The following is a 21,600-nucleotide window of genomic DNA, read 5'->3' as shown; positions in this document are numbered from 1 at the left end:
ATGAGGAGGAGAGGTCATGTCACAGACAAAGGAAACGACTTTTCAAGTAACAGGCATGACGTGTGCCGCTTGTTCGAACCGAATTGAACGAGGTCTAAACAAAATGGACGGAGTGGAAGAGGCGAACGTAAATTTAGCTTTAGAAAGATCCACAGTCAAATATGACCCGTCTGTTACGAATCCAAAAGCTTTCGAGGAAAAAATAGAAAAGCTTGGATATGGTGTAGTAAGAGATAAAGCTGACTTCGTCATTACGGGTATGACGTGTGCCGCTTGTTCAAACCGAATTGAAAAGGGTCTGAACAAAATGGAAGGCGTATTTAAAGCAAACGTGAACTTAGCGCTAGAATCTGCAACCGTCGAATACAATCCATCTGTTATGAGCGAAGCAGATGTGATTGAGAAGGTAGGTAAGCTTGGTTACGGTGCTTCGACTAAAAGCGAGAAGCCAGAAGTTGATCACCGTGAAAAAGCGATTAAAAAGCAGCAGTGGAAGTTTTTCGTGTCCCTTTTATTATCACTTCCTCTTTTATGGGCGATGGTTGGTCATTTTTCCTTTACATCGTTCATTTATGTTCCGGAGATTTTTATGAATCCGTGGTTTCAGCTGACGCTTGCTACGCCGGTGCAACTTATCATTGGAATGCAGTTTTATGTAGGAGCATTCAAAGCGCTTCGTAATAAAAGTGCCAACATGGATGTACTCGTGGCACTAGGAACGTCTGCCGCTTATTTTTACAGTCTTTATTTATCCTTTCAATCGCTTGGTCATCACGGAGCCACACAGCTTTATTATGAAACGAGTGCTATTTTAATCACGCTTATTTTACTTGGCAAGTTGTTTGAGGCAAAAGCAAAGGGTCGTTCATCCGAAGCGATTAAGAAGCTCATGGGACTTCAAGCAAAAACCGCTCTTGTTGTAAGAAACGGTGAGGAAACGGAAGTACCGATTGAAGAGATTACGCGAGGGGATCTTATCTCTGTTCGTCCAGGTGAAAAGATCCCGGTAGACGGTCGAATTATCGACGGACGTTCGGCAGTTGATGAGTCAATGCTGACAGGTGAAAGTATCCCAGTGGATAAATTCCCTGGTGATGAGGTGATTGGCGCAACGATGAATAAAAACGGCTTTCTAAAAATGGAAGCAACGAAGGTAGGAAAAGACACGGCGCTTGCGCAAATTATAAAAGTCGTTGAAGAAGCACAGGGATCAAAAGCGCCAATTCAGCGCATGGCCGACAAAATTTCGGGCATCTTCGTTCCCATTGTGGTTGGTCTTGCCGTATTAACATTTATCATCTGGTACTTCGTCGTACAGCCTGGTGACTTCGCAGGTGCTCTAGAAAAACTCATAGCGGTTCTCGTTATTGCGTGTCCGTGTGCGCTTGGACTCGCAACACCGACATCCATTATGGCTGGTTCAGGACGAGCAGCTGAAAAGGGCATTCTCTTTAAGGGTGGCGAACATTTAGAAGCTACGCAAGGAATTACGACGATTGTGCTAGATAAAACGGGTACCATTACAAAAGGAGAACCCGAAGTAACGGATATTATCGGAGACAAATCGTTTCTTCCGTATGTACGTGCTGCGGAGAAGCAATCCGAACATCCGCTTGCGGCAGCCATTGTGCGTGGTATAGAAGTAGACACTGAACTTCCCGTCACGAACTTTGAAACGATTCCCGGGTACGGAATTAAAGCAGATGTGCAGGGAGAGAACGTGCTTGTTGGAACGGTTCGACTAATGAACGATCATGGAATTGCTATTGAGCCGATTCTCCAAGAAAAAAACAGGCTCGAAGCAGAGGGCAAAACGGTCATGCTTGCGGCAGTCGGCGGTCAATATGCAGGCATGATCGCAGTCGCAGATACGATGAAAGAATCATCAAAAGAAGGCATTCGCCGACTACAGCAGCTAGGTCTTGATGTGTTAATGATTACAGGAGATAACAGGCTTACTGCAGAAGCAATTGCAAAAGAAGCTGGCATTAAGCACGTCATTGCCGAAGTTTTGCCGGAGCAAAAGGCAAATGAAGTAAAAGCTCTGCAAGCACAAGGCAAGAAAGTAGCGATGGTAGGCGATGGCATTAATGATGCTCCTGCTCTTGCCACAGCTGATATTGGCATGGCAATTGGTACAGGAGCAGATGTAGCGATGGAAGCAGCAGATATTACGTTAATGCGCGGTGATTTGAACGGAATTGCTGATGCCGTGCATATGAGTAAGCTGACCATCCGAAACATTAAGCAAAACCTCTTCTGGGCGATGGGCTACAATACGCTTGGAATTCCAGTCGCAGCCATTGGTCTTTTAGCACCGTGGGTAGCAGGTGCGGCGATGGCGTTTAGTTCTGTCTCGGTCGTACTTAATGCTCTGAGACTACAACGGGTGAAATAGGATTGTTAGAAGCACTTCAAGTTTTCGAAGTGCTTCTTTTTTGTCTTGAGAACCACTATACCGATCAGTATAGTAATTATTTTGTGAACGCTTCCATTTTTGAGGAGGAAAATGATCATAAAAAGTCGAAAAAGGGTATAGAGAGAATATAGGCTTCAACTTACATAAGCATTTTGTTTGAATGAGAAGGGTCATAAATGACAAAATACGAGTTGTACCTATTAAAAAATTTATGATGTTAGGTGGGAACCATGATGAAAAACGAACAAATACTTTTAGCAGAACGTCCAAAAGGAATGCCAACAAAAGACACATTCAAGTACGAGGAAACAGAAGTAAAAGCACCGAAAGAAGGAGAAGTGCTTCTTCAAACGCTATACTTATCCGTTGATCCGTATATGCGCTCTCGTATGAATGATGCCAAATCATACGTACCACCATTTCAAGTAAACGAACCATTAAACGGTGGCATTGTTGGTCGTGTGGAAGAGTCTACAGTCGATCACTTGCAAAAAGGTGACTATGTAGTGGGATACCTACCATGGAAACGCTACATCACTGTAAAAGCAAAGCACCTTCAAAAAATTGATCCAAACGTAGCACCAATTTCTACAGCACTTGGCGTACTAGGAATGCCAGGATTAACAGCTTATTTCGGGCTGTTAGACATCGGTCAGCCGAAAGAGGGTGAAACGGTTGTCGTATCAGGAGCAGCTGGTGCAGTAGGAATGGTTGTAGGACAAATCGCGAAAATCAAAGGAGCTCGCGTTGTCGGAATCGCGGGATCTGAAAAGAAAATTCAATATTTAAAAGAAGAGCTTGGCTTTGATGAAGTCATTAACTACAAAACAACGGAAAACATTCGCGCTGACTTGAAAAAAGCATGTCCAGACGGTGTGGACGTATACTTTGAGAATGTTGGTGGCGAAATTTCAGATGCGGTAGCAACGTTGTTCAACAAAGGCGCACGTATCCCATTATGCGGCCAAATCTCGATGTACAATCTTGAAAAGGTGGACGTAGGGCCACGTATTCAAACACGTCTTCTCATCAACAGTGCCCTAATGAAAGGCTTTATTGTAAATGATTATGCAGAGCATTTCGGAGAAGGCATGAAGGAATTAGGTGAGTGGGTGTCACAAGGGAAAATCAAATACGCAGAGAATATCGTAGACGGATTTGAAAATGTACCTGATGCATTCCTTGGCTTATTTAAAGGTGAGAACCTTGGGAAGCAAATTGTAAAAGTAGCTGAATAAAAGCCTTTCCATAAAAAGGACGTGATGCGCTCACGTCCTTTTTTCTGTTTTTCTGAAACCTATTTCTGTTCTATTCGTATAAGTAAGAGGAATACTCACAACCTTTGAGGTTTCATGTGAAGGTGTGATAAAATGGTTACAATTAGAAGAAAATGGTTGATAGAATTAGGAGGAACGCGGATATGAAAGTTTCTCAAATGATAAAATGGAGCAGTTCAGCAGGTGGAATTGGGCTTTTGTCCATCCCGGCTTTTCACTACGGTTTAGATATGAATATGTGGTTATCGGCCGTTTCGGGTGTAGGCGTATCAGGAGCACTGATGACGACAACAGGAGGGGCGCTCGTGATTAAAAAATTAACGAAACGTGATCCATATAAAGAAGAAATTGCGTATATCAAGCATCAAGTACGTGAAGCAAAGAAGCATTTAAAAATGATTGGCAGCAGCCGTTTTAAAGTACGGTCTGTCACAATGTGGATGCAGCTGACAAAGCTATATAAAGTGGCGAAAAGCATCATTGACATGGTGGATAAAGAGCCTATTCGATACGTGGATACCCAGCCATTTTTCCAAACGTATTTACCCTCTACCGTGACCGTGATTGAACGCTACTTGTTTTTAGCGACAAAGCCAACCAAAAACATGGAAGTACGTGATGCGCTTCGAGACGCAGAAGAGATGATTGATGAAATGGTTAATAAATACGATCGTCTTTTAAAAAAGGCGCTTGAAAGTGATATGGAAAACTTAAATATAGAATTGAAGATTTTAAAAGATGCGTTTGAGGACGAAAAGCGATGGAGGCCTACTTCCACAAAAAAGATTGAGTAATAGGACAGGAGGGATTGAACATGAAGGAATTTGAATCAAAAAACAGCCTTGATGAATTATTGGATGATCCGTTTGCGATGCCAACGATCCAAGAAGAGAAGGAAACCTCTTTACAAGAGGAAAAGCCGAAGAAATCCTTTGCTTATTTAACACCTGAGCATCAGGAAAAGGCGAAAAAAATCGCCGAGCAAATTGATTACAAAAATCAGCAGGCAATTTTACAATATGGAACCGCTGCACAGTCAGAGCTTTCTCATTTCTCACAGTCTGTCTTAAAGCACGTGCAAACAAAGGATGCAGGTCCCGTCGGCGATGTAATTACCGAGCTGATGCTGAAAATTAATCAAGTGAACCCAGATGAGTTCGGGATGAAGCGAAAAGGTGTAATCGGCAAGCTCTTTTCCGGTGTGTCAAAGCCTGTTCAAAGCATTTTATCGAAATATCAAAGCATTAACGTAGAGATCGACAAAATTTCTGACAAGCTAGAAGGCTCGCGTCAGCTATTGTACCGCGACATTATGATGCTAGAAAATTTATATGAGAAAAACAAGCAGTATTATGAAGCACTGAATATTTATATCGCCGGGGCTGAGTATAAGCTTGAACAGTTGCAGAGCGAAACGCTTCCGGCCTTACAATCTCAGGCACAGGACGGCCAAGATTATTTAAAAGTGCAGGAAGTGAACGATTTAAATCAGTTTATGAATCGTCTAGATAAGCGAATTCATGACTTGAAGCTAAGTCGTCAAATTGCGATTCAAAGCGCACCCCAAATTCGTCTAATTCAAGAAGTGAACCAGACGTTAGTAGAGAAAATTCAAAGCTCCATCTTAACAGCGGTTCCACTATGGAAAAACCAAATCGTAATCTCCATGACGCTGTTGCGTCAGAAGCGAGCAATGGAAGCACAGCGCCAAGTGTCGAAAACGACAAATGAGCTTCTCACGCGAAATTCGGAAATGTTAAAGCAGAATACAGTTGAGGTCGCAAAAGAGAATGAGCGCGGAGTAGTGGATATCGAAACGCTGAAAAAGACGCAGGAAAACTTGCTAACAACGCTTGAGGAAGTGCTACAAATTCAGCAAGAAGGTCGCTCAAAGCGTCACAGTGCTGAACAAGAGCTTCATCAGATGGAAATCGACTTGAAGCAAAAGCTTCTTGATTTAAAATAAAAAAATGCCTCTTCCAAATGGAAGAGGCATTTTTTATTATTTACCGTCTTTTAAAACGCGAATAAATTGTTTTGCTAAGCTAATCGTAGACTGTGGATTTTGGCCTGTAAGAAGCTTCCCATCAACTTCAATATGATCTGTCCAATTGTCCTTCGCTACAAACTCTGCACCAAGTTCACGAAGCTTTGTTTCAAGTAAGAAAGGCATGTACTTATCAAGTTTTGTATCCACTTCTTCAGAGTCTGTGAATGACGTAACTCGTTTACCTTTTACAATTGGTTCGCCGTTTGCACGTTTCCCACCAACAAGAGCTGCCGGCCCGTGACATACTGCTGCAATTAGTTTGTCGTCTTCAGCAAACTCTGTTAAAAGACGCTGTAAATGTGCGTCCTCTGGGAAGTCGAACATTGTACCGTGTCCACCTGGGACAAAAATACCTGCGAATTCTTGAGAACTTACGTCAGACAGACGTTTTGTTTCTTCAAGCAGTTTTCCAGCTTCTTTATCTTCAGCTGTTACATCATCAGTTAAGCTGTTTGGGTCTACAGGAGACTTACCGCCTTTTGGACTTGCTACCGCAACTTCATAACCAGCTTTTTTAAATTCTAAATATGCTTCAGAGAACTCAGTCAGCCAAATACCAGCAAGCTCTCCGTTTTCCATTGTATGTCCGTTCGTTACAACCATTAAGATTTTTTCGTTTGTACTCATATCGTTAAGTCATCCTTTCATCTTGTAAATTCTAGATAAAGTGTTCCCTCTGTGAATGAAGTCAAACATGCAACCGGGACTTTTTTTGAGAGGGAATTTTTCCCTCTATTCACAAAGGGAAGTCTCTTCTAGGCATAGTGCTAGTGGAAAAGGAACAGCGATGTTCTTTCAAACAAAAATCTTTTATCTCAGTAAACTTATCGGTATAATGAATAAAAAAGGAGGATTGTCGATGGGAATTCCAAAACCGCTTGTTCAGACAAATCAGCTTTTTATCGTTTTAACGACTTTAGCTGGACTTTTGTTTTCATCTTGGATCTTGCTGCTTCCGATTGTAATTGGAGTCACCACGCTAATTAGTAAACGAAATCCGCTCATTATGGCAGGACGCCGATTGTTACCGAAGCGCTCTTATCAAATGGAGGATGCCGCACAGCAATTATTTAATCAATGGATTGCAACGATTTGCTTAATTGTCTCGTTTCTTTCCTTTCAATTTGATCTGTCAGTGCTTGGTTATACATTCGGTATCATGGTCATTCTAGCAGCAGGAGTGGCGCTAATGGGCTATTGTATCGGCTGTACGATCCGTTATCGATATATGATGTGGAAATATAAACGAAAGCAGGCAGCATAAAAAAGGCATCTCACGCATGAGACGCCTTTTTTGTTATTTGATTTGAATCGTGCGTGCCATTTCTAAAAATGGCTCAAAGCTTTCGGTTTCCAGAGGTGCAAACATTGTAAGGCGAAGCGCAGGGTGATCTTCTGTTTCTTTCAACAGATAGACAGCGCCTTTTTCTGTTTTACTTTGCCCAGTAAATACGCTGTCAATATCGTTTTTATCGTTTGAGAAATCCGTTACTTCCTTCACGTTTCCGTATCCTGCTTTTAACGTCTCCATCGAATTCGCCTTTACATCACTTAAATCTTGGCCCTTTTCTAGCACTTCTACTCTCATCCATAGCTTGTCATTTTCGTTATACGTAATCACGTCTTTTCTCGGTTCTTCTTCCGTTAAATCATACCCGTCTATGACATAAAGCGTATAGTTTTGGTTTTTGCTCGTTTTTAAGAAGGCATTTTTTTGCTCTTGCATTCCTTCCATTTGATACGTTAACTTTGTTTCAGGAAGGCGAACCTTGTTGTTTTCATCAGAAGCTGACGTATCTTTCTTCGGTGCTTCGGTTTTTTCAGCTGGTTTCTTTTCACTCGTAGGAGCGGCTTGAGGACTTGACTGCTCCGTTCCGCATGCTGTCAATGCTAAAAAAGTGCTTGCTACTAGGAGTAGCGGTATTGATCGTTTCATGTTCATCCCATCTCCTTTTCATTGTTGCTTACTAATTAGACGGGATGCTGATGGAAAAAGTTACATCATATGTGTAAGAAAACGAATATTTTTAAAAAATAGGAGAATTGGGGCATGATAAGAAAATTAGGAGGTGGATGCGGTGAACAAACGTGAAGAAGAAAGCACGGAGATGACAGAGCTGTTACAAATCATTAACGCTAAGGGAGATGTAGGAGAGATAGAAGAAATTTTAAATGAGCATGAACAGAAAAAAGAGGCTGAGTGATCGTGTATCACTTAGCCTCTGAAAGAATCTTCTGTTGCGTATAAGAACAAGAAGAGAAAAATATAACCAAGCTTACTGCATACCTAAGTCCTTTATATTCACAGTAATGACTTTGCTACCTACTTGGATATGAGCGATATCGTTGAAAATCGCTTTGATCATACCTTTTACGCTAATTTCTTTTCCGATTTGAGCTTGCTGATTATTCTGTTGTTCACTCATTCTTATTTCTCCCTTCACAATCAATCGTGTTTTTATCATTATATTATAGAATGCATGGCACTTATAATACTAATTTGTTGCTTGTATACCCAATTCCTCTAAAATGAAAACTTTTTCCAAAAAAATCTTCAAAAGACGGGCGTAAGAGACGTTTCCCTATACTTTTAGTATAATAAATATTGATGAGAAAGAAAAACAAAAAGGAGCAATAAAATGGAACAAGTTTGGAAGCGACACGGTAAAAAATTGACCGTTATCATAGGGGCTATTTTCATTTTGGCGATCACGCTTATTCAGCTAGTCTTCCCGTGGCCTACTCTTCCTTTAATGATTGCGGCCATCATCGTCACAGATTACGTGCTGTTTTTAGTGATACGCTGGGCATATCGCGTAATGGACAAGGCCTTTCGTGAAGGAAGCAACTAGATTAAGTGTTTAATTTATGAAATAGAAGCAGCAGGTGGGAATTTTCACGAACTTAAGACCCCTAGAAAAAAGTCTCTTTTCACTTCGTAACAGTTCTTGTACACTGTAACTAATCAAGAAGTTTGCGAATGTCTGAAGGAAAGGGGATTGTGATGACAATGAACGCGCGAAATAAAAGTGTTATTCAAGCGCCGTACACCGTCGAACAGCTAATGAGCTTACTGAGTGACGTGTGTGATGGGCAAAATATGTTTTCACATCAAGACTTCGTCTACTGGTGCGAAAAGTATACGCTGTTTCACTATAAATACGAGATGGACGAGTCTCAGTGGCTAGCTGATTTAGAAAGTGAAGAACGTGCTCATTTTGCGAAAGCCTTTTTGATTGCAAAAGACGTACCGGCTAAATGGCAGCAGTATTTAATGCAGCAGTTTTCTTTTCAAGATTTGAAGGATCAGCCCCTACAAGACATTTTAATTCCTCAGGCTTATTTTGTGCAATGGCTGACGGAGCTGTATTCCTACGATCATGTGAACTAATTAAGATTGTTTTTCCTTCTGAATGAGTTTTCGAACATGCTCTTTTGGATCCCAACAGGTGAACTGATAGGTTGGTTTTGTCTCATACTGAAGACGTGTACAGAAATAGTTCATGCCATCGGCGGTTTTTTCCGCTTTAAAATGTTGACAAGTAGCACAGCAATGGTAACGATTCATCGTATCTCACCTTACATACAGCATTTTTTAAAAACGAGACTGATTGTAGTCTCGTTTTTTATTTTACGTGATTTAAGCCACTAATGGTAGTTTGAAAATAGCCATATAGTATAATGAATGTAGAGAACAGAAATAAGGTGATAGATTGAAATCCATGTATCCAAAAAACGGGCGCGTCATCTTACACGTTGACGCAAATGCTTTTTATGCGTCTGTCGAAACGGCACATGATCCATCACTAGAAGGAAAAGCTCTTGCTATCGCAGGGGATCCGAAGGAACGACGCGGGATCATTGTGACGTGTAACTATCAGGCCCGAAGCAGAGGCGTCTATACGACCATGACGGTATGGGAAGCGAAGCGAAAGTGCCCTGAGCTTATCGTGCGTAAGCCGAACTTTCCGCTTTATCGTGAAGTGTCGGCGCAGATGTTTGAATTTTTATCAACCATTTCGCCGCTTATTGAACCAGCATCAATTGATGAAGGATATGTTGATATTACCGACTGCTACGAAATGGGCGCACCGCTTGATATAGCTACTTATATACAAAAGGAACTGTTAGAACAGTATAAAATTCCAGTGTCAATTGGCATCGCGCCAAATAAATTTTTGGCAAAAACGGCTAGCGATATGAAAAAGCCACTCGGAATTACAGTATTACGTAAACGCGATATTCCTACTCTTCTTTGGGCTCGTCCAGTTTCAGATATGCATGGAATTGGCGAGAAAACGGCAGAAAAATTAAGCACGCTTCATATTTATACGATTGAGGATTTAGCTAAGGCAGATGATGCTTCATTGAAAAGTACGCTTGGTGTGAACGGAATACGTTTAAAGAATCGAGCCAATGGAGTGGATGATCGGCAGGTTGACCCAGAATCTATTCATCAATTTAAAAGCATTGGCAACTCTACTACGCTACCCGCGGACGTCACGGATGAGCATGCTGCACTAGAAATTATTCAACGATTGTCTGAAACGGTCAGTGCACGTATGAAGCGAAAAGAAGTCGTATCATCGACCATTCAAATTATGCTGAAATATTCGGATCGTAAGCTCATTACAAGGAGCCGCTCACTTCCTAACCCGATCGTCGAAGCGAGCGCTATTTTTCAAAGTGCTGCTCAGTTGTTTACGAAAAACTGGAACGGTGACCCGCTTCGTCTTATTGGCGTAACCGCTATGAACGTAGAGGCAAAACACGATGCCTTAAAGCAGTTGGACCTTTTTTCCTTTGAAGAAGAGGCAAAACAAGAGCCGCTTCTCAAAACGATGGAGAAACTAAATGAAAAATATGGTGATAATTTTATTCGCAGGGGATTTGACCGGAACACGAATCGCTCCAAAGGTATACGTGATGACATTGAAAATAGATTTAATAAAGGAAAATAATTCGTCCAATTGTCGAAAGGGTTTCGGTACGTAAAAGGAGAATAAGGAAGGTAGTAAAAGTTGTATACAATATGCATCCAAAGTATGAAGGAAAAGCCGATAATAAGATAGGAAGCGTACGAGTCAGAGATAATGGAGGTGTAAATCATGAAGGAATATAACATCGGAGAAAAAATAAAAGAATTAAGGCTGTCTCTAGAAATATCTCAAAACGACTTAGCAAAACAAATATGCGAACCACAAGACCTAGAAAAAATCGAAAAAGGGGACGAATACCCGACGCTTCCACAGCTACATACCCTAGCAAAACGCTTAGGCATCCCCATCACCTATTTTTTCGAAACAAACTGGAATCAAAACGTCGACTACGTTAACAGCGTGAAGACGCTTATGAGGAATTACGTACGTGATCGCGAATACAAAGCGCTGTATGAAATTGTGAAGCGTGAAGAGGAAATGCCTATTTTTGAAGGGCCCGACAATATTCAGTTTTTTTTATGGCATAAAGCTATTTGTTATTATCACATTAACAAAGATAAAGATAGAGCTATTGAGTTATTATATAAGGCTTTGGAAACAACGAACAGGGAACAAACGGATCTAAGAGAAGAGGAAATCCAAATTCTTCACAGCATTGCGGCAATTCATTATGATAATAATGAGCTAGAGAAAGCACACGATATTTTTATGAAAGCTTTAACATCTTTAGAAAAAATGTACAAAATAAAAAATAGAAAAGTATATTTGAGAATTTTATACGGCTTAACACAAGTGCTTTTAAAATTAAAAAAATACGATGAGTGTCTTAAATTTAGTAACTTGGGTATTGGAATATGCATCAGCGAAGATAATTTATACTTATTTGGAGAGTTTTATTATCAAGCAGGAAACGCACTTTTCAAAATGGGCGAAGTAACAGAAGGCTATGAGTATTTATCTAAATCTACATCCATTTTTAACGTTCAAAAGAATGATAAAATGGAAGAAATAGTTAAAGAAGAGACTTTCAAGTTGCTAAATACTTCCTCAAGTTCATAATTTTTTTAAAAATAGTAAAAAAGATGCAGTAAAAAAGTATACTAATATGGTAATATATTGTTATAAAGTTTTTAAATGGTATTTATGAAAGGAGGAAGCTAGAATGAAAAAACTATTGACTTATGCGATTTATACTGCTGTGTTATTCGGAGGAATTGTTTCTACATTAGACCTACCAATCATTCATTGATAAAAAAAGAATGGTCCTCGGACCATTCTTTTTTTTACCCCTCAACCGGAAACTCTGTCTCTTTCCCTATGTAAGTCAAACGCTGCTTGTCCGAGTTGATTTTAAGCTGATAGCGCCATGTTTCAACCTTTTCAATAATTAGTTCTTCGCGCTTAAAGGCAAAAATTAATACAACCTCTTTATTCGTATCTAACAGTAGGTACTGTTCATCCTTTTTCCATAATGTAAGGTGATTGTCAAAAAATAGATTCCATCCGTTTGTTAAACGCTGACCTTGTGCGTTGTTTACGTGATTAATAACCATTACCAATAAACCCTCCTGTGCTGTGTAAAATGACACAGGTATAATTATACCGAATTGCGTGTTTATTTGGAACGGTTCAATAGTTGTATTTTGGGAAATGTTTCTGTTTAAAGAAAAATATGATTGGGAACAACAAACATATAACGTTACGTAGAGGAGGATTTTCTTTGTTTGAAAAACGTACAGGTGAAGTGATCATTAATCAATTGCTCGATTGGGGAGTCGACCATATTTACGGACTACCAGGCGATTCTATTAATGAGTTTATTGAAGATCTGCGCAAAAATCAGAAATACATAAAATTTATTCAAGTACGTCATGAAGAGGTTGCGGCGCTTTCAGCAGCAAGTTATGCAAAACTTACGGGGAAAATTGGGGTTTGTACAGCGATCGCAGGGCCTGGAGCCATTCATTTATTGAACGGAATGTACGATGCAAAAGAAGACGGTGTTCCTATGCTCGTTATCGCAGGGCAAGTACACTCAGAAGAACTAGGTACGGAGTCATTTCAAGAAATCAATCTAGAGCGTATGTTTGACGATGTGGCGGTGTTCAATAAAACGGTCACAACTGAAACGCATTTGCCTGACTTACTAAATCAGGCCATCCGTACTGCTTACGCAGAAAAAGGAGTAGCGGTTCTAACAATTCCTGATAACATTGTCGCACGAAAGTACAAAAATAATAAATCAGAGCTCAGCTCATCTGTTCGCACACACCCTAAAATCTTTCCGGGTGAAACTGACTTAATGGGTGCGCTCGACTTGATTCACGAAGCAAAAAAACCTGTTATTTTAGCTGGGAAGGGAGCTCTTTTCGCACGTGAAGAATTGCTGACTTTCGCAGAACAAATAGCCGCGCCGATTATTTTAACCTTAGCAGGAAAAGGCGTCATTCCAGACGAACATCCGTACTGCATGGGACAACTTGGACAAATAGGGACAAAGCCTGCTTATCAGGCGGCACACGAATCAGACTTACTGATTCTTATTGGTACGTCCTTTCCATATCGTCAATACTTGCCAAACGGCGTAAAAGCACTGCAAATTGACATTGATCCGACCAAAATATCAAAGCGCTATCCGATCGATGTTGGGCTAGTAGGTGATACAAAGGAAGTGCTTGGTTGGCTAAATCAGCGAGTGAAGCGAAACGAAAACCGCTTTTTACTCGAAAAAAGTCAAGAGCGCATGAATAAATGGTGGCACGATATGAACGAAGATCAGGAAAAAGAAAGCGAGCATCTAAAAGGTTCTCAGGTGGTGGGTGAGCTTCAAAAATTTGTGAAAGATGACGCCATTTTATCCGTTGATATCGGAAACGTGACGGTATGGATGGCGCGTTATTTCCGAATGACCAATCAAAAATTTATCACGTCCTGTTGGCTAGCAACAATGGGCTGTGGATTACCGGGGGCGATTGCCGCCAAAATGGCGTTTCCAGAACGTCAGGCGCTAGCCGTTTGTGGAGACGGTGGGTTTACAATGGTCATGCATGATTTTGTAACGGCTGTTCGCTATAAGCTTCCGATTGTCGTGGTGGTATTGAACAATGAAAAGCTTGGCATGATTAAATATGAGCAGGAGTCACTCGGTCATCAGGATTATGCAGTAGACTTAGCAGAAATGAATTTTGCCGCCTTTGCAGAGGCGTGTGGTGGTGTAGGGTATCGTGTCACAAATCGTGCAGAGCTACGCGAAGCGCTCGGAAAAGCTGCGCTTGATGAGAAACCGGTCATTATTGACTGTGTGACAGATATTGAACCGCCGCTTCCAGGAAAAATTACGTATCAGCAAGCTGTGCATTACTCCGAGTACTTAATTAAAAGCTTCTTCTCGGAAGGAAAGCTTGAACTACCACCGATTAAAAAAGGAATCAAAGGTCTCTTTTAAGAGAAGAAAAGCCACTCTGACTTGGGGTGGCTTTTTCTCGTACACTGTTTTTGTATAATTAAGCCGAATCTTTTTCAGAAGCCGGTTTTAATCGGTAAAGAATTAAGCAAGTACAAAACATGACCACGCTCGCAAGATATAAAATCGCAAAAATTACCGCCAGTTGTGAGGATCCTCCTACTACGAATAAAAACAGAAGCCCTACTATGAATATACCAATACCAGCGAAAAAACCTTTTATAACGCCCATCAATCTATTCACCCTTGCAATTATTATACATGGATTTTATTTCCTTTTTAAAGGTATAGTTTTTTTGTAATTTGGCAACAAAGAAAAGCATATACAGAGGGAGGAACGAGCATGGAAAAATTAATGAACCCCGTTGATTTTATTGAACATTTAACCTACGTACTTCAAGAAAATGAGCATATTCATCTGTCTACTAAATCTCTATATGATATTGAGCAAACGATCAAAGGAGCGGTTATGTCCGCGACTTCAGGACAAAAGGAAGTCATTCAGCGAATGAGGCAGCAATATTTCGATCTAAAAAAACAAGCAAACAACTAATGCAGCGGTCGTTTTTAGTGAAATGATGATGAATCTTTCCTAAAAAACGATCGCTTTTTGGCATAAAAAAGAATCGGGCGCATAGATTGTAATAAAAAGTGGACAGGCACAGGGGAGAGGGAGAAATGAAGGAAATACGTCTAATCGAATGGCTAGAAAAATATCGTAATGTCGTACAGTTTGTGGATATTACATTTACCGGCGCCCGCTTAGATCAGTTTGTGATCACCATCCCAAGAGAGCTTTGGAACAATACGTCAATAAAAGGGGTTGGAGAGAAGGTTAGAACCTCATACCCGCTATTTGACGATACGTTTTCCTTGCTCACAAAACCGATGAAAAAACACGTGGACAAGCTTCGAGCAGATTACACGCGCTCAGTACCACACTATGGTCGTGTCATCCTTGTCGAGGATAAAAAGCGGTTTGAGGAAGAATATGAAAAAGTAAAAGGATTAATAGAAACGTATAGCAAAGAGCTTGAGGATAAAGTAAAGGAGCACATTTTAAAAACCAAAACGGAGCTAATGAGTCATTTTGTACCGATTGTGAAAAATAAACCGCCACAGGAGCTGCAGTCGCTACTATCGTTAGACGATCAGGTAGTTCATTACGTCGAGTGGATGCTTAGTAAGTCATTGCCAACGTCAACGGAAATTATCGAGCGTCTGGAGCTTTGCCGCGTGTATAAAGACATTAGTCGAGAAACCATTTTAGATCCAGCGTTTCATCATCATATTGAAAAAGTATACAAAGACCGAAAATCCCACTGGCCACACCATGGATACAAGCAAGAAGAGCTAGTGTTCATATAAGAAAAAGCCGCAGCTGCGGCTTTTTTTGTGATTGCTTATTGTTCTTCAGCTTCTGACGTGCGTTCCTTACAGAACGCGAGCACCATTTGCTCCTCATCTTCTTCTAACGAAAAGTCGATGTATTTGTCGGTGCTGCGATCATAAAAATGGTATTGAACGATTTTTGCTTCCTCGTCCGTAACGCTTAAAATAACCTTTAAGCGGAGCCCGTTCTCGTTGTAAAGCTCATCGTCTTCTGGAACGTCTACATCTAAAAAGAATTCATAACGATCTCCGCTTAAAATACCAAACGGATCTTTTAATTTTTCTACTGTATAACTTGTTATTTCTAACATCGTATCCCTCACTTCTTTTGAAAGCATATGTATCCACTTACTCACCAAGCGGAAGCTGTCTTCATTATACTTGAATAACCACCAACATGCTAGAGTGGCGAACAATGACATAATGAGCAGATGACTGGTTTATACTAATTTGGATTGATATACTCGACAAATCAATTTACATAGAAAAGGATGAGAGATAAATGGAATTAAACCTTCAGCAGAAATTAGTCGTTGTAACAGGATCAACAGCAGGAATTGGAAAGGCTGTTGCGGAGCACTTTTTACAAGAAGGCGCGCACGTTGTTGTTAATGGTCGTACACAGGAGAAGGTCGATAAAGTGGTGAAAGAGCTTTCTGCTCATGGAACCGTTCACGGTGTGGCAGCCGATCTTTCTAAGCCAGAGCAAAGCAAACAATTCCTTGAGCAGGTCGATTCGATTGGAGATGTGGACGTGCTTGTTAATAACCTAGCGTTCTTCGAAGTGAAAAACTTTGAAGAAGTTACAGACGAAGAGTGGATGGAATATTTTGAAGTAAATGTGATGACGGCTGTACGTACATCACGTCATTACCTTCCTAAAATGCTAAAACGAAATCAAGGCCGCATTTTAAATCTAGCAAGTGAGGCGGGAGTGAAGCCTCTTCCACAAATGCTTCCATATTCAGTGACGAAAACATCACTTATCAGCTTATCAAGGGGCATGGCTGAGATGACAAAAGGAACAAAAGTAACGGTCAATGCGGTCTTACCTGGTCCAACGTGGACTGAAGGTGTAGAAAACTTTATTGAGGGAGCTGCAAAAGCTGAAAATAAAGAGCTAGGCGCCTTTACAAGAGATTACTTTAAAGACAATGAGCCGACATCGCTTATTCAACGATTTGCAACAGTAGAGGAAGTGGCAAGTACAATTGTCTTCCTTGCTTCTGATAAAGCATCGGCAATTAATGGAGCGACACAGCGCGTCGAGGGTGGAATTATTCGCTCAATCTAACATGAGAGGATCTGCACAAACAGCAGATCCTTTTTTTGTTTCCTAAATAAAGTGTTTAACAATCGTAGAGGCTGGGAATTACATAACCAACAGTAACGATCATACTTATTTAGGAGGAATAATCATGGTACAAACAAACGAAGGTATTCAAACAGCAGGTAACATCGAAAGCATTCCAACAACACAGCATACAACTTCAACAACGAACGACTTTCAAATGGACGAGAAAAATAGCAAGCTTTTAAAAGGCATCATTATCGGAGGCGTTGTTGGAGGAGTGTTAACTTTACTAGACTCTACTACTCGCAACCAGGTAAAAGGAAAAGCGGTGGATTTAAAAAATTCATCTGTTGACATGTGGGGGCAAATTCGCGAAAATCCGCAGGACGTTAAGAACCAAATGATTCAACAGTTTAAGAGCGCGACGAACTCTTTGAAAGATGCGATCAGTGAGGCACAAGGCCTGTACGAACGTGTAAACGATGAAGTGTTAGGTAAAGTGTCTGATACAACAAACGATACAATCTCAACGTTAAAAGACTCCAAAGCCGACTTAAAAAGCATCGGCTCAAAGGTAGCAGAGGCAGGAAGTGAACTAAAAGGAGTAGTTGACTTAGAAGGGACAAACAGCCTAGATAGCTCTGATGACACATCCACATCACGCGTTGGTACGGTTCGAACAGCAGTACCTGAAAATGTAGAAGGGCCAACACCAGCACCAGTTGTTCAAAACAACGATCATACAAAAGAATAAAGTATCCTTCAGTAAGCACCCCAAAAGCGAATGTAGCTTTTGGGGTGTTTTCACGTAATTAAACACGTAGGATAGGCTTTACACATATTGTAAAGGTAGAGACAATATTTCAAACAGCAGGGAGGGTTTTTCATGTATGATTGGAGGCAACAATCAAATTTCCCTTTTTCCGTCGTAATTCCGGGCTTTCCAGGCGGATCGGGGTCATCACCACAAGGAGGGTTTTTCCCAGGTTCACCACCTCCACAGCAGGGCTTTTTTCCACCACCACTCCCAAACCAAGGACCAGGTTCTTTCCCACCACCACCACCTGGCCCACCTTCAGGAGGCTGGAATCAGGACGGCCCACCAACTTCACCACCGCCGTCATTTGTCCCTCAGTTAAATCAAGGGCCGAGCTTAAAAGCTGTCGATCCAGGAGCGATTGCAGGATGTCGATATAAGTACACGTATGTCTGGTTAAATAGCGGGCAATCGTTTTGGTTTTACCCGACATATGTAGGGCGTCGTTCAGTATCAGGATATCGCTGGACAGGATTCAACTGGGTTTACTTTGGGATTGATACGAATCGTATTTCATCCTTTCAATGTTATTAATCGTTTCTATTCGCTGAAGAGACTCAATCTCTTCAGCTTTTCTTTTATTGGAAAACATATTAAGATGGGAAAGACATTTGCAGAAGGAGGAGATACGTGCATGATTATTGAACATGCCATTTTTTACATTCACAAAGAAAAACAAAACGAATTTGAGGAAGCCTTTAAAGAAGCGGCAACACTTATCGCAGCGACAAAGGGCTATCGTTCTCACACCCTGAATAAATCCATTGAAAATGACGGAAAATACTTCATTTTTGTAGAGTGGGATACGGTTGAAAGTCACATGGAGGGCTTTATGAAATCGCCGGGGTTTCAGCAATTTGTCGCGCTTATGGACCCGTTTCTTGAAAAAGCAGAGATGGAGCATTTGGAGACAAAGCAACGCTCATAAGTACATAGAAAAAGACTGTGCTCACTGGCACAGTCTTTTCTCATTAAGACGATAAATGATGCGCATTTTTACGAAGCAGCGGATAGAAGATAATCCCGCTTGCTAGGAGCGCAACGCCAAATAAAAATGTTTTTAAATCAGATGTTCCAGCCACAATGACCCACAGCGAGTAGATCGTTGCGCCCGCAGCGATCATGCCGTCCACGATGCGCTGTCTGCTGTGTAGATACGTTTCGCCTGTAATGGTCAACCTCATTTGATACAGAGCTGAAATAAGGTAAGGAACCAAGTAGGCGAGAGTAGCAATATAAATTACAAAGTCAAATGCACTTGAGATGGAACTAGAGACCGTTGAAAAAATAAACAGCTGTGCAAGCGCATTTGAAACCCATAGTGAAAAGACAGGCATTGATTGCTTATTTTCTTTTGCAAAGGCTGGTAAGAACAAGCCTTGACGAGCAGCTTGGTAAGGTACTTCTGCACTGAGGAGCACCCAGCCGATTGTTGATCCTAGTAAGCTAACAAGTCCGAGACCAGCAATTAAGTAAGCGCCAATCGGACCAACGATTTGCTCTGTTGCATCGACAAGAGGCTTCTCTGAATGAATGAGCTCACTTTGCGAGAGAACGCCCATCGTGAGAAAGCTAATTCCTAGATAAATGGCTAGAGCAATACATAATCCAACAATTGTGGCCCATTTAACGTCCCGAGTTCGTTTGGCTCTTGAAGCGAAAACGACCGCCGACTCGATGCCGATAAACGCCCATAAAGTAGACAGCGCTGCACCGTTTACTTGTGACAGTAGCCCAACCGTATGCCCAGCTGCATCTTCTTTAGGAGCGACAAACGGTAAGATATTGCTTTTATCAAAAGCAAAAAGCGCTAGGATAATAAATAGGGCAAAGCCAATGACCTTTGCAACAGTCGCCACAAAATTAATTTTTCCTGCCCCTTTCATCCCTTTCAAAATAATGAAATGAGCGCCCCACAGCATAAGTGTACAAATGATAAATGTTAAAGCATTCCCAACCTTTAGCTCAAAGCTTCCAATTGTCCAAATCACGGCTTTGCTATTTAGAATTGGGAAAAAGGTAGAAAGATAGCTTGTGAACGTTGAGATAATGGCAACGTTCCCTGCAAAGTTTCCAATCCAATACCCCCATGAAGACATAAAGCCTGAGAGGAGAGATGCAACGGGCTTTTCTTTTAATAGCTCCTTTGCATAAATCTGAGGACCTCCGCTTAGCTCAGGCTTTCGAATAGCCAAATTCCCGAATACGAGAGCGGTGAGCATGACGCCAGCACCGGTTAACAGCCATGCAAGCGTAACGCCCGCAGGACTAGCAGATTCTGAAAGGGAACGTGGCAACATGAAAATACCTGATCCTACCATATTTCCAACTACTAATGCAGTTAATAACCAAAAACCTAATTTTTGTTGAGACATTCCAAACTCCTTTTGACTTTCTAAGTTGTGTAACTTTTTTTTAGCAGATAGCGTTGGATCGTTAATGTTCAATCAAGCTATGCGTACTAAATAAATTGATATCTATGCGAATATGTTTATAACTATACTATTTTTCGACAAAATTCGTCAATGGGAGTATGTGCATTGTTTATCGCTCGTTTGAAGCTTCTGGCCCTTATCGAAAGAAAATTTCGACAAGATAAGTTTGTTCACAAAAAATGAAGGGAAATATGGATATTATTCCATCATCTTTTATTGTTTTCCATTAAGGAAGAAGGTAAATCGTTGCATGAGGAGGTGCATCGAGACGGGTCTTTTTAAGTTTCCCCTCGGAAACGAGCTCACCTAAAGCCGTCTCAATTTCTTGAGCAGTCGTTCCGAACATATCCGCAAGCTTGACAGCAGATAATGCCGAATACTTTGGTTTTTTTGTTGCAGACGTAATCATACTTACCACGCGCTCGTGCAATAGTTGTTTGTTCATTGTATTTCTTCCTTTCGTTAGTTGAATGAGTTTCATAATAGAATACCCGATATCATCGTAAAACAAGCACTTTTCCATTATTTTAACGAAGAAAATATGATGCTAGCGCCAACAGCTATATGTACAGAGTACTATGTTCGTTGCGATCGAGGCGGTAAGGGTAGGCAATTGCTTTTGCAGGGGGCGAAACAAAAAATGTAAATTTATATAAATCCATTATTATGCAAATAGTAAAAGAAAGACTCGACTAGGAGGAATAGAAGATGGCGTTTTATAACTCGAAGCAAATTGCCAAGCTCTCCGTGGAAGCTGGGGTTAGCAAAGTGCACTTACCAATGAGCAGTTTACTCCCGCTCGGATTTTTGGGAGGCGCATTTATTTCGCTAGGTTTTCTGCTTGATATACGGGTAAGCGCTAATTTACCGGCTGACTGGGGGACATTTGGAACTTTTTTAGGTGCTTCCGTGTTTCCCCTCGGACTCATTCTCATCTTAATTGCAGGTGGGGAATTGTTAACAGGTAACATGATGACGATCTCACTTGCTTGCTTTAGCCGAAAAGTCACGCTCGGGCAGCTGGTGAAAAACTGGGTGCTCATTACGCTTAGTAACTTTGTGGGGGCACTGTTCGTTGCTTACTGCTTTGGACATCTAGCGGGCTTAACCGATTCAGGCCCTTTTTTGGCGAAGACCGTCGCAATCGCAAAAGCAAAGTTGGATGAAGGGTTTGTCGCCTCTTTTTTCTCAGCCATTGGCTGTAACTGGCTTGTAGGTCTAGCGGTATGGTTGGCATACGGTGCTCAGTCCGTGGGAGGAAAGATTTTAGGTATTTGGTTTCCGATTATGGGATTCGTTGCAATTGGCTTTCAGCACGTGGTTGCCAATATGTTTTTAATTCCGGCGGCTATTTTCTCAGGATACTTCGGATGGGGCGATTACATAATGAATTTTATCCCCGTTTTTTTAGGTAACGCAGTCGGAGGCAGTGTGTTCGTCGCGATGATGTATTGGATTGCGTATAAAAATGAGTTAGACACCATTAAGATTACGGAAAAGTAATGAGGAGGAA

Annotated in this window: 26 protein-coding genes; 18 read left to right on the top strand and 8 right to left on the bottom strand. The window is 41.2% G+C overall.

The window, feature by feature from the left end; translation table 11 throughout:
• Nucleotides 1-16 precede the first annotated feature (16 nt).
• The 4 genes from IE339_RS15720 (at nt 17) to IE339_RS15705 (ending at nt 5,662) form a co-directional block, all read left to right on the top strand.
• Nucleotides 17-2,398, top strand: a complete 2,382-nt coding sequence (locus tag IE339_RS15720) for a heavy metal translocating P-type ATPase (RefSeq protein ID WP_242169041.1) — start codon at nt 17-19, stop codon at nt 2,396-2,398.
• A gap of 254 nt (nt 2,399-2,652) precedes the next feature.
• Entirely contained in the window at nt 2,653-3,657 is a 1,005-nt protein-coding gene (locus IE339_RS15715) for an NADP-dependent oxidoreductase (RefSeq protein ID WP_397428610.1), read from the top strand.
• 182 nt (nt 3,658-3,839) lie between these two features.
• Nucleotides 3,840-4,490, top strand: coding sequence for a 5-bromo-4-chloroindolyl phosphate hydrolysis family protein (locus IE339_RS15710; protein WP_242169039.1), 651 nt, complete (start codon nt 3,840-3,842; stop codon nt 4,488-4,490).
• Nucleotides 4,491-4,510: 20 nt separating this feature from the next.
• Nucleotides 4,511-5,662 (top strand): toxic anion resistance protein, encoded by a 1,152-nt coding sequence (locus tag IE339_RS15705; protein WP_242169038.1) that lies wholly within the window; start codon nt 4,511-4,513, stop codon nt 5,660-5,662.
• Between the two features lie 36 nt (nt 5,663-5,698).
• On the opposite strand, the gene IE339_RS15700 is transcribed toward IE339_RS15705, so the two are convergent.
• Complete coding sequence (locus IE339_RS15700) at nt 5,699-6,373, bottom strand: type 1 glutamine amidotransferase domain-containing protein (RefSeq protein WP_242169037.1); 675 nt, start codon at nt 6,371-6,373, stop codon at nt 5,699-5,701.
• A gap of 232 nt (nt 6,374-6,605) precedes the next feature.
• Between IE339_RS15700 and IE339_RS15695 the strand changes: the two genes are divergently transcribed.
• Nucleotides 6,606-7,010: a DUF4395 domain-containing protein gene (locus IE339_RS15695; RefSeq protein ID WP_242169036.1), complete on the top strand. Its 405-nt coding sequence runs from the start codon at nt 6,606-6,608 to the stop codon at nt 7,008-7,010.
• A 33-nt stretch (nt 7,011-7,043) separates the two neighbouring features.
• On the opposite strand, the gene IE339_RS15690 is transcribed toward IE339_RS15695, so the two are convergent.
• Nucleotides 7,044-7,682 (bottom strand): hypothetical protein, encoded by a 639-nt coding sequence (locus IE339_RS15690; protein WP_242169035.1) that lies wholly within the window; start codon nt 7,680-7,682, stop codon nt 7,044-7,046.
• 142 nt (nt 7,683-7,824) lie between these two features.
• Here IE339_RS15690 and IE339_RS24700 point away from each other — a divergent pair, with 142 nt between their 5' ends.
• Nucleotides 7,825-7,950: a hypothetical protein gene (locus IE339_RS24700; protein WP_277933913.1), complete on the top strand. Its 126-nt coding sequence runs from the start codon at nt 7,825-7,827 to the stop codon at nt 7,948-7,950.
• Nucleotides 7,951-8,022: 72 nt separating this feature from the next.
• Here IE339_RS24700 and IE339_RS15685 read toward each other — a convergent pair whose 3' ends face one another.
• Nucleotides 8,023-8,172 carry a hypothetical protein gene (locus IE339_RS15685; protein WP_242169034.1) on the bottom strand — a complete coding sequence of 50 codons (150 nt, stop codon included), beginning with the start codon at nt 8,170-8,172 and terminating at the stop codon, nt 8,023-8,025.
• Nucleotides 8,173-8,385: 213 nt separating this feature from the next.
• On the opposite strand from IE339_RS15685, the gene IE339_RS15680 reads away from it, so the two are divergent.
• Nucleotides 8,386-8,598, top strand: a complete 213-nt coding sequence (locus IE339_RS15680) for a hypothetical protein (protein WP_053401378.1) — start codon at nt 8,386-8,388, stop codon at nt 8,596-8,598.
• A gap of 128 nt (nt 8,599-8,726) precedes the next feature.
• Nucleotides 8,727-9,137, top strand: a complete 411-nt coding sequence (locus IE339_RS15675; protein ID WP_242169033.1) for a hypothetical protein — start codon at nt 8,727-8,729, stop codon at nt 9,135-9,137.
• On the opposite strand, the gene IE339_RS15670 is transcribed toward IE339_RS15675, so the two are convergent.
• On the bottom strand, nt 9,138-9,314 hold the full coding sequence (locus IE339_RS15670; RefSeq protein ID WP_242169032.1) for a hypothetical protein: 177 nt from the start codon (nt 9,312-9,314) through the stop codon (nt 9,138-9,140).
• 145 nt (nt 9,315-9,459) lie between these two features.
• Here IE339_RS15670 and IE339_RS15665 point away from each other — a divergent pair, with 145 nt between their 5' ends.
• Nucleotides 9,460-10,707 carry a DNA polymerase IV gene (locus IE339_RS15665; RefSeq protein ID WP_242169009.1) on the top strand — a complete coding sequence of 416 codons (1,248 nt, stop codon included), beginning with the start codon at nt 9,460-9,462 and terminating at the stop codon, nt 10,705-10,707.
• Nucleotides 10,708-10,854: 147 nt separating this feature from the next.
• A complete protein-coding gene (locus IE339_RS15660; protein ID WP_242169007.1) occupies nt 10,855-11,745 on the top strand; it encodes a helix-turn-helix domain-containing protein in 891 nt (296 codons plus the stop codon).
• Nucleotides 11,746-11,969: 224 nt separating this feature from the next.
• Here IE339_RS15660 and IE339_RS15655 read toward each other — a convergent pair whose 3' ends face one another.
• Nucleotides 11,970-12,239, bottom strand: a complete 270-nt coding sequence (locus IE339_RS15655) for a hypothetical protein (protein ID WP_053401374.1) — start codon at nt 12,237-12,239, stop codon at nt 11,970-11,972.
• A 167-nt stretch (nt 12,240-12,406) separates the two neighbouring features.
• Here IE339_RS15655 and IE339_RS15650 point away from each other — a divergent pair, with 167 nt between their 5' ends.
• The 3 genes from IE339_RS15650 to IE339_RS15640 all read left to right on the top strand — a co-directional run bounded on the left by IE339_RS15650 (nt 12,407) and on the right by IE339_RS15640 (nt 15,517).
• Entirely contained in the window at nt 12,407-14,131 is a 1,725-nt protein-coding gene (locus IE339_RS15650) for a pyruvate oxidase (RefSeq protein ID WP_242169005.1), read from the top strand.
• A 361-nt stretch (nt 14,132-14,492) separates the two neighbouring features.
• A complete protein-coding gene (locus IE339_RS15645) occupies nt 14,493-14,702 on the top strand; it encodes a hypothetical protein (protein ID WP_242169002.1) in 210 nt (69 codons plus the stop codon).
• 125 nt (nt 14,703-14,827) lie between these two features.
• Entirely contained in the window at nt 14,828-15,517 is a 690-nt protein-coding gene (locus IE339_RS15640; RefSeq protein WP_242169001.1) for a hypothetical protein, read from the top strand.
• A 35-nt stretch (nt 15,518-15,552) separates the two neighbouring features.
• On the opposite strand, the gene IE339_RS15635 is transcribed toward IE339_RS15640, so the two are convergent.
• Nucleotides 15,553-15,852, bottom strand: a complete 300-nt coding sequence (locus IE339_RS15635) for a DUF6509 family protein (RefSeq protein WP_242168999.1) — start codon at nt 15,850-15,852, stop codon at nt 15,553-15,555.
• Between the two features lie 191 nt (nt 15,853-16,043).
• On the opposite strand from IE339_RS15635, the gene IE339_RS15630 reads away from it, so the two are divergent.
• The 4 genes from IE339_RS15630 (at nt 16,044) to IE339_RS15615 (ending at nt 18,580) form a co-directional block, all read left to right on the top strand.
• Nucleotides 16,044-16,835, top strand: a complete 792-nt coding sequence (locus IE339_RS15630; protein WP_242168997.1) for an SDR family NAD(P)-dependent oxidoreductase — start codon at nt 16,044-16,046, stop codon at nt 16,833-16,835.
• Between the two features lie 124 nt (nt 16,836-16,959).
• Nucleotides 16,960-17,589 (top strand): hypothetical protein, encoded by a 630-nt coding sequence (locus IE339_RS15625; protein ID WP_242168995.1) that lies wholly within the window; start codon nt 16,960-16,962, stop codon nt 17,587-17,589.
• A gap of 132 nt (nt 17,590-17,721) precedes the next feature.
• Complete coding sequence (locus IE339_RS15620) at nt 17,722-18,186, top strand: transporter (protein ID WP_242168992.1); 465 nt, start codon at nt 17,722-17,724, stop codon at nt 18,184-18,186.
• A 100-nt stretch (nt 18,187-18,286) separates the two neighbouring features.
• The gene (locus tag IE339_RS15615) at nt 18,287-18,580 is read left to right on the top strand and encodes an antibiotic biosynthesis monooxygenase family protein (protein ID WP_242168990.1); all 294 of its coding nucleotides are present in this window, start codon (nt 18,287-18,289) and stop codon (nt 18,578-18,580) included.
• Nucleotides 18,581-18,623: 43 nt separating this feature from the next.
• Here IE339_RS15615 and IE339_RS15610 read toward each other — a convergent pair whose 3' ends face one another.
• Both IE339_RS15610 and IE339_RS15605 read right to left on the bottom strand, forming a co-directional pair.
• A complete protein-coding gene (locus IE339_RS15610; RefSeq protein WP_242168989.1) occupies nt 18,624-20,027 on the bottom strand; it encodes an amino acid permease in 1,404 nt (467 codons plus the stop codon).
• A gap of 286 nt (nt 20,028-20,313) precedes the next feature.
• Nucleotides 20,314-20,532, bottom strand: a complete 219-nt coding sequence (locus IE339_RS15605; protein WP_053401365.1) for a hypothetical protein — start codon at nt 20,530-20,532, stop codon at nt 20,314-20,316.
• A gap of 263 nt (nt 20,533-20,795) precedes the next feature.
• Here IE339_RS15605 and IE339_RS15600 point away from each other — a divergent pair, with 263 nt between their 5' ends.
• Nucleotides 20,796-21,590: a formate/nitrite transporter family protein gene (locus IE339_RS15600; protein WP_242168987.1), complete on the top strand. Its 795-nt coding sequence runs from the start codon at nt 20,796-20,798 to the stop codon at nt 21,588-21,590.
• Nucleotides 21,591-21,600 lie beyond the last annotated feature (10 nt).

Source organism: Priestia koreensis (genome assembly GCF_022646885.1).
GTDB lineage: Bacteria > Bacillota > Bacilli > Bacillales > Bacillaceae_H > Bacillus_AG > Bacillus_AG koreensis_A.
Note: the sequence above shows the minus strand (reverse complement) of the source record. Positions and strands in the feature narration are given on the sequence as shown.

Bases quoted from the DNA above. Each gene is read 5' to 3' on its own strand.
- IE339_RS15710 (WP_242169039.1), top strand. From the start codon at position 3,840: ATGAAAGTTTCTCAAATGATAAAATGGAGCAGTTCAGCAGGTGGAATT.
- IE339_RS15685 (WP_242169034.1), bottom strand. From the start codon at position 8,172: ATGAGTGAACAACAGAATAATCAGCAAGCTCAAATCGGAAAAGAAATT.
- IE339_RS15680 (WP_053401378.1), top strand. From the start codon at position 8,386: ATGGAACAAGTTTGGAAGCGACACGGTAAAAAATTGACCGTTATCATA.
- IE339_RS15690 (WP_242169035.1), bottom strand. From the start codon at position 7,682: ATGAAACGATCAATACCGCTACTCCTAGTAGCAAGCACTTTTTTAGCA.
- IE339_RS15705 (WP_242169038.1), top strand. From the start codon at position 4,511: ATGAAGGAATTTGAATCAAAAAACAGCCTTGATGAATTATTGGATGAT.
- IE339_RS15600 (WP_242168987.1), top strand. From the start codon at position 20,796: ATGGCGTTTTATAACTCGAAGCAAATTGCCAAGCTCTCCGTGGAAGCT.
- IE339_RS15645 (WP_242169002.1), top strand. From the start codon at position 14,493: ATGGAAAAATTAATGAACCCCGTTGATTTTATTGAACATTTAACCTAC.
- IE339_RS15640 (WP_242169001.1), top strand. From the start codon at position 14,828: ATGAAGGAAATACGTCTAATCGAATGGCTAGAAAAATATCGTAATGTC.
- IE339_RS15720 (WP_242169041.1), top strand. From the start codon at position 17: ATGTCACAGACAAAGGAAACGACTTTTCAAGTAACAGGCATGACGTGT.
- IE339_RS15655 (WP_053401374.1), bottom strand. From the start codon at position 12,239: ATGGTTATTAATCACGTAAACAACGCACAAGGTCAGCGTTTAACAAAC.
- IE339_RS15625 (WP_242168995.1), top strand. From the start codon at position 16,960: ATGGTACAAACAAACGAAGGTATTCAAACAGCAGGTAACATCGAAAGC.
- IE339_RS15670 (WP_242169032.1), bottom strand. From the start codon at position 9,314: ATGAATCGTTACCATTGCTGTGCTACTTGTCAACATTTTAAAGCGGAA.
- IE339_RS15675 (WP_242169033.1), top strand. From the start codon at position 8,727: ATGTCTGAAGGAAAGGGGATTGTGATGACAATGAACGCGCGAAATAAA.
- IE339_RS15620 (WP_242168992.1), top strand. From the start codon at position 17,722: ATGTATGATTGGAGGCAACAATCAAATTTCCCTTTTTCCGTCGTAATT.
- IE339_RS15605 (WP_053401365.1), bottom strand. From the start codon at position 20,532: ATGAACAAACAACTATTGCACGAGCGCGTGGTAAGTATGATTACGTCT.
- IE339_RS15695 (WP_242169036.1), top strand. From the start codon at position 6,606: ATGGGAATTCCAAAACCGCTTGTTCAGACAAATCAGCTTTTTATCGTT.
- IE339_RS15660 (WP_242169007.1), top strand. From the start codon at position 10,855: ATGAAGGAATATAACATCGGAGAAAAAATAAAAGAATTAAGGCTGTCT.
- IE339_RS15610 (WP_242168989.1), bottom strand. From the start codon at position 20,027: ATGTCTCAACAAAAATTAGGTTTTTGGTTATTAACTGCATTAGTAGTT.
- IE339_RS15635 (WP_242168999.1), bottom strand. From the start codon at position 15,852: ATGTTAGAAATAACAAGTTATACAGTAGAAAAATTAAAAGATCCGTTT.
- IE339_RS15715 (WP_397428610.1), top strand. From the start codon at position 2,653: ATGAAAAACGAACAAATACTTTTAGCAGAACGTCCAAAAGGAATGCCA.
- IE339_RS15700 (WP_242169037.1), bottom strand. From the start codon at position 6,373: ATGAGTACAAACGAAAAAATCTTAATGGTTGTAACGAACGGACATACA.
- IE339_RS15630 (WP_242168997.1), top strand. From the start codon at position 16,044: ATGGAATTAAACCTTCAGCAGAAATTAGTCGTTGTAACAGGATCAACA.
- IE339_RS15615 (WP_242168990.1), top strand. From the start codon at position 18,287: ATGATTATTGAACATGCCATTTTTTACATTCACAAAGAAAAACAAAAC.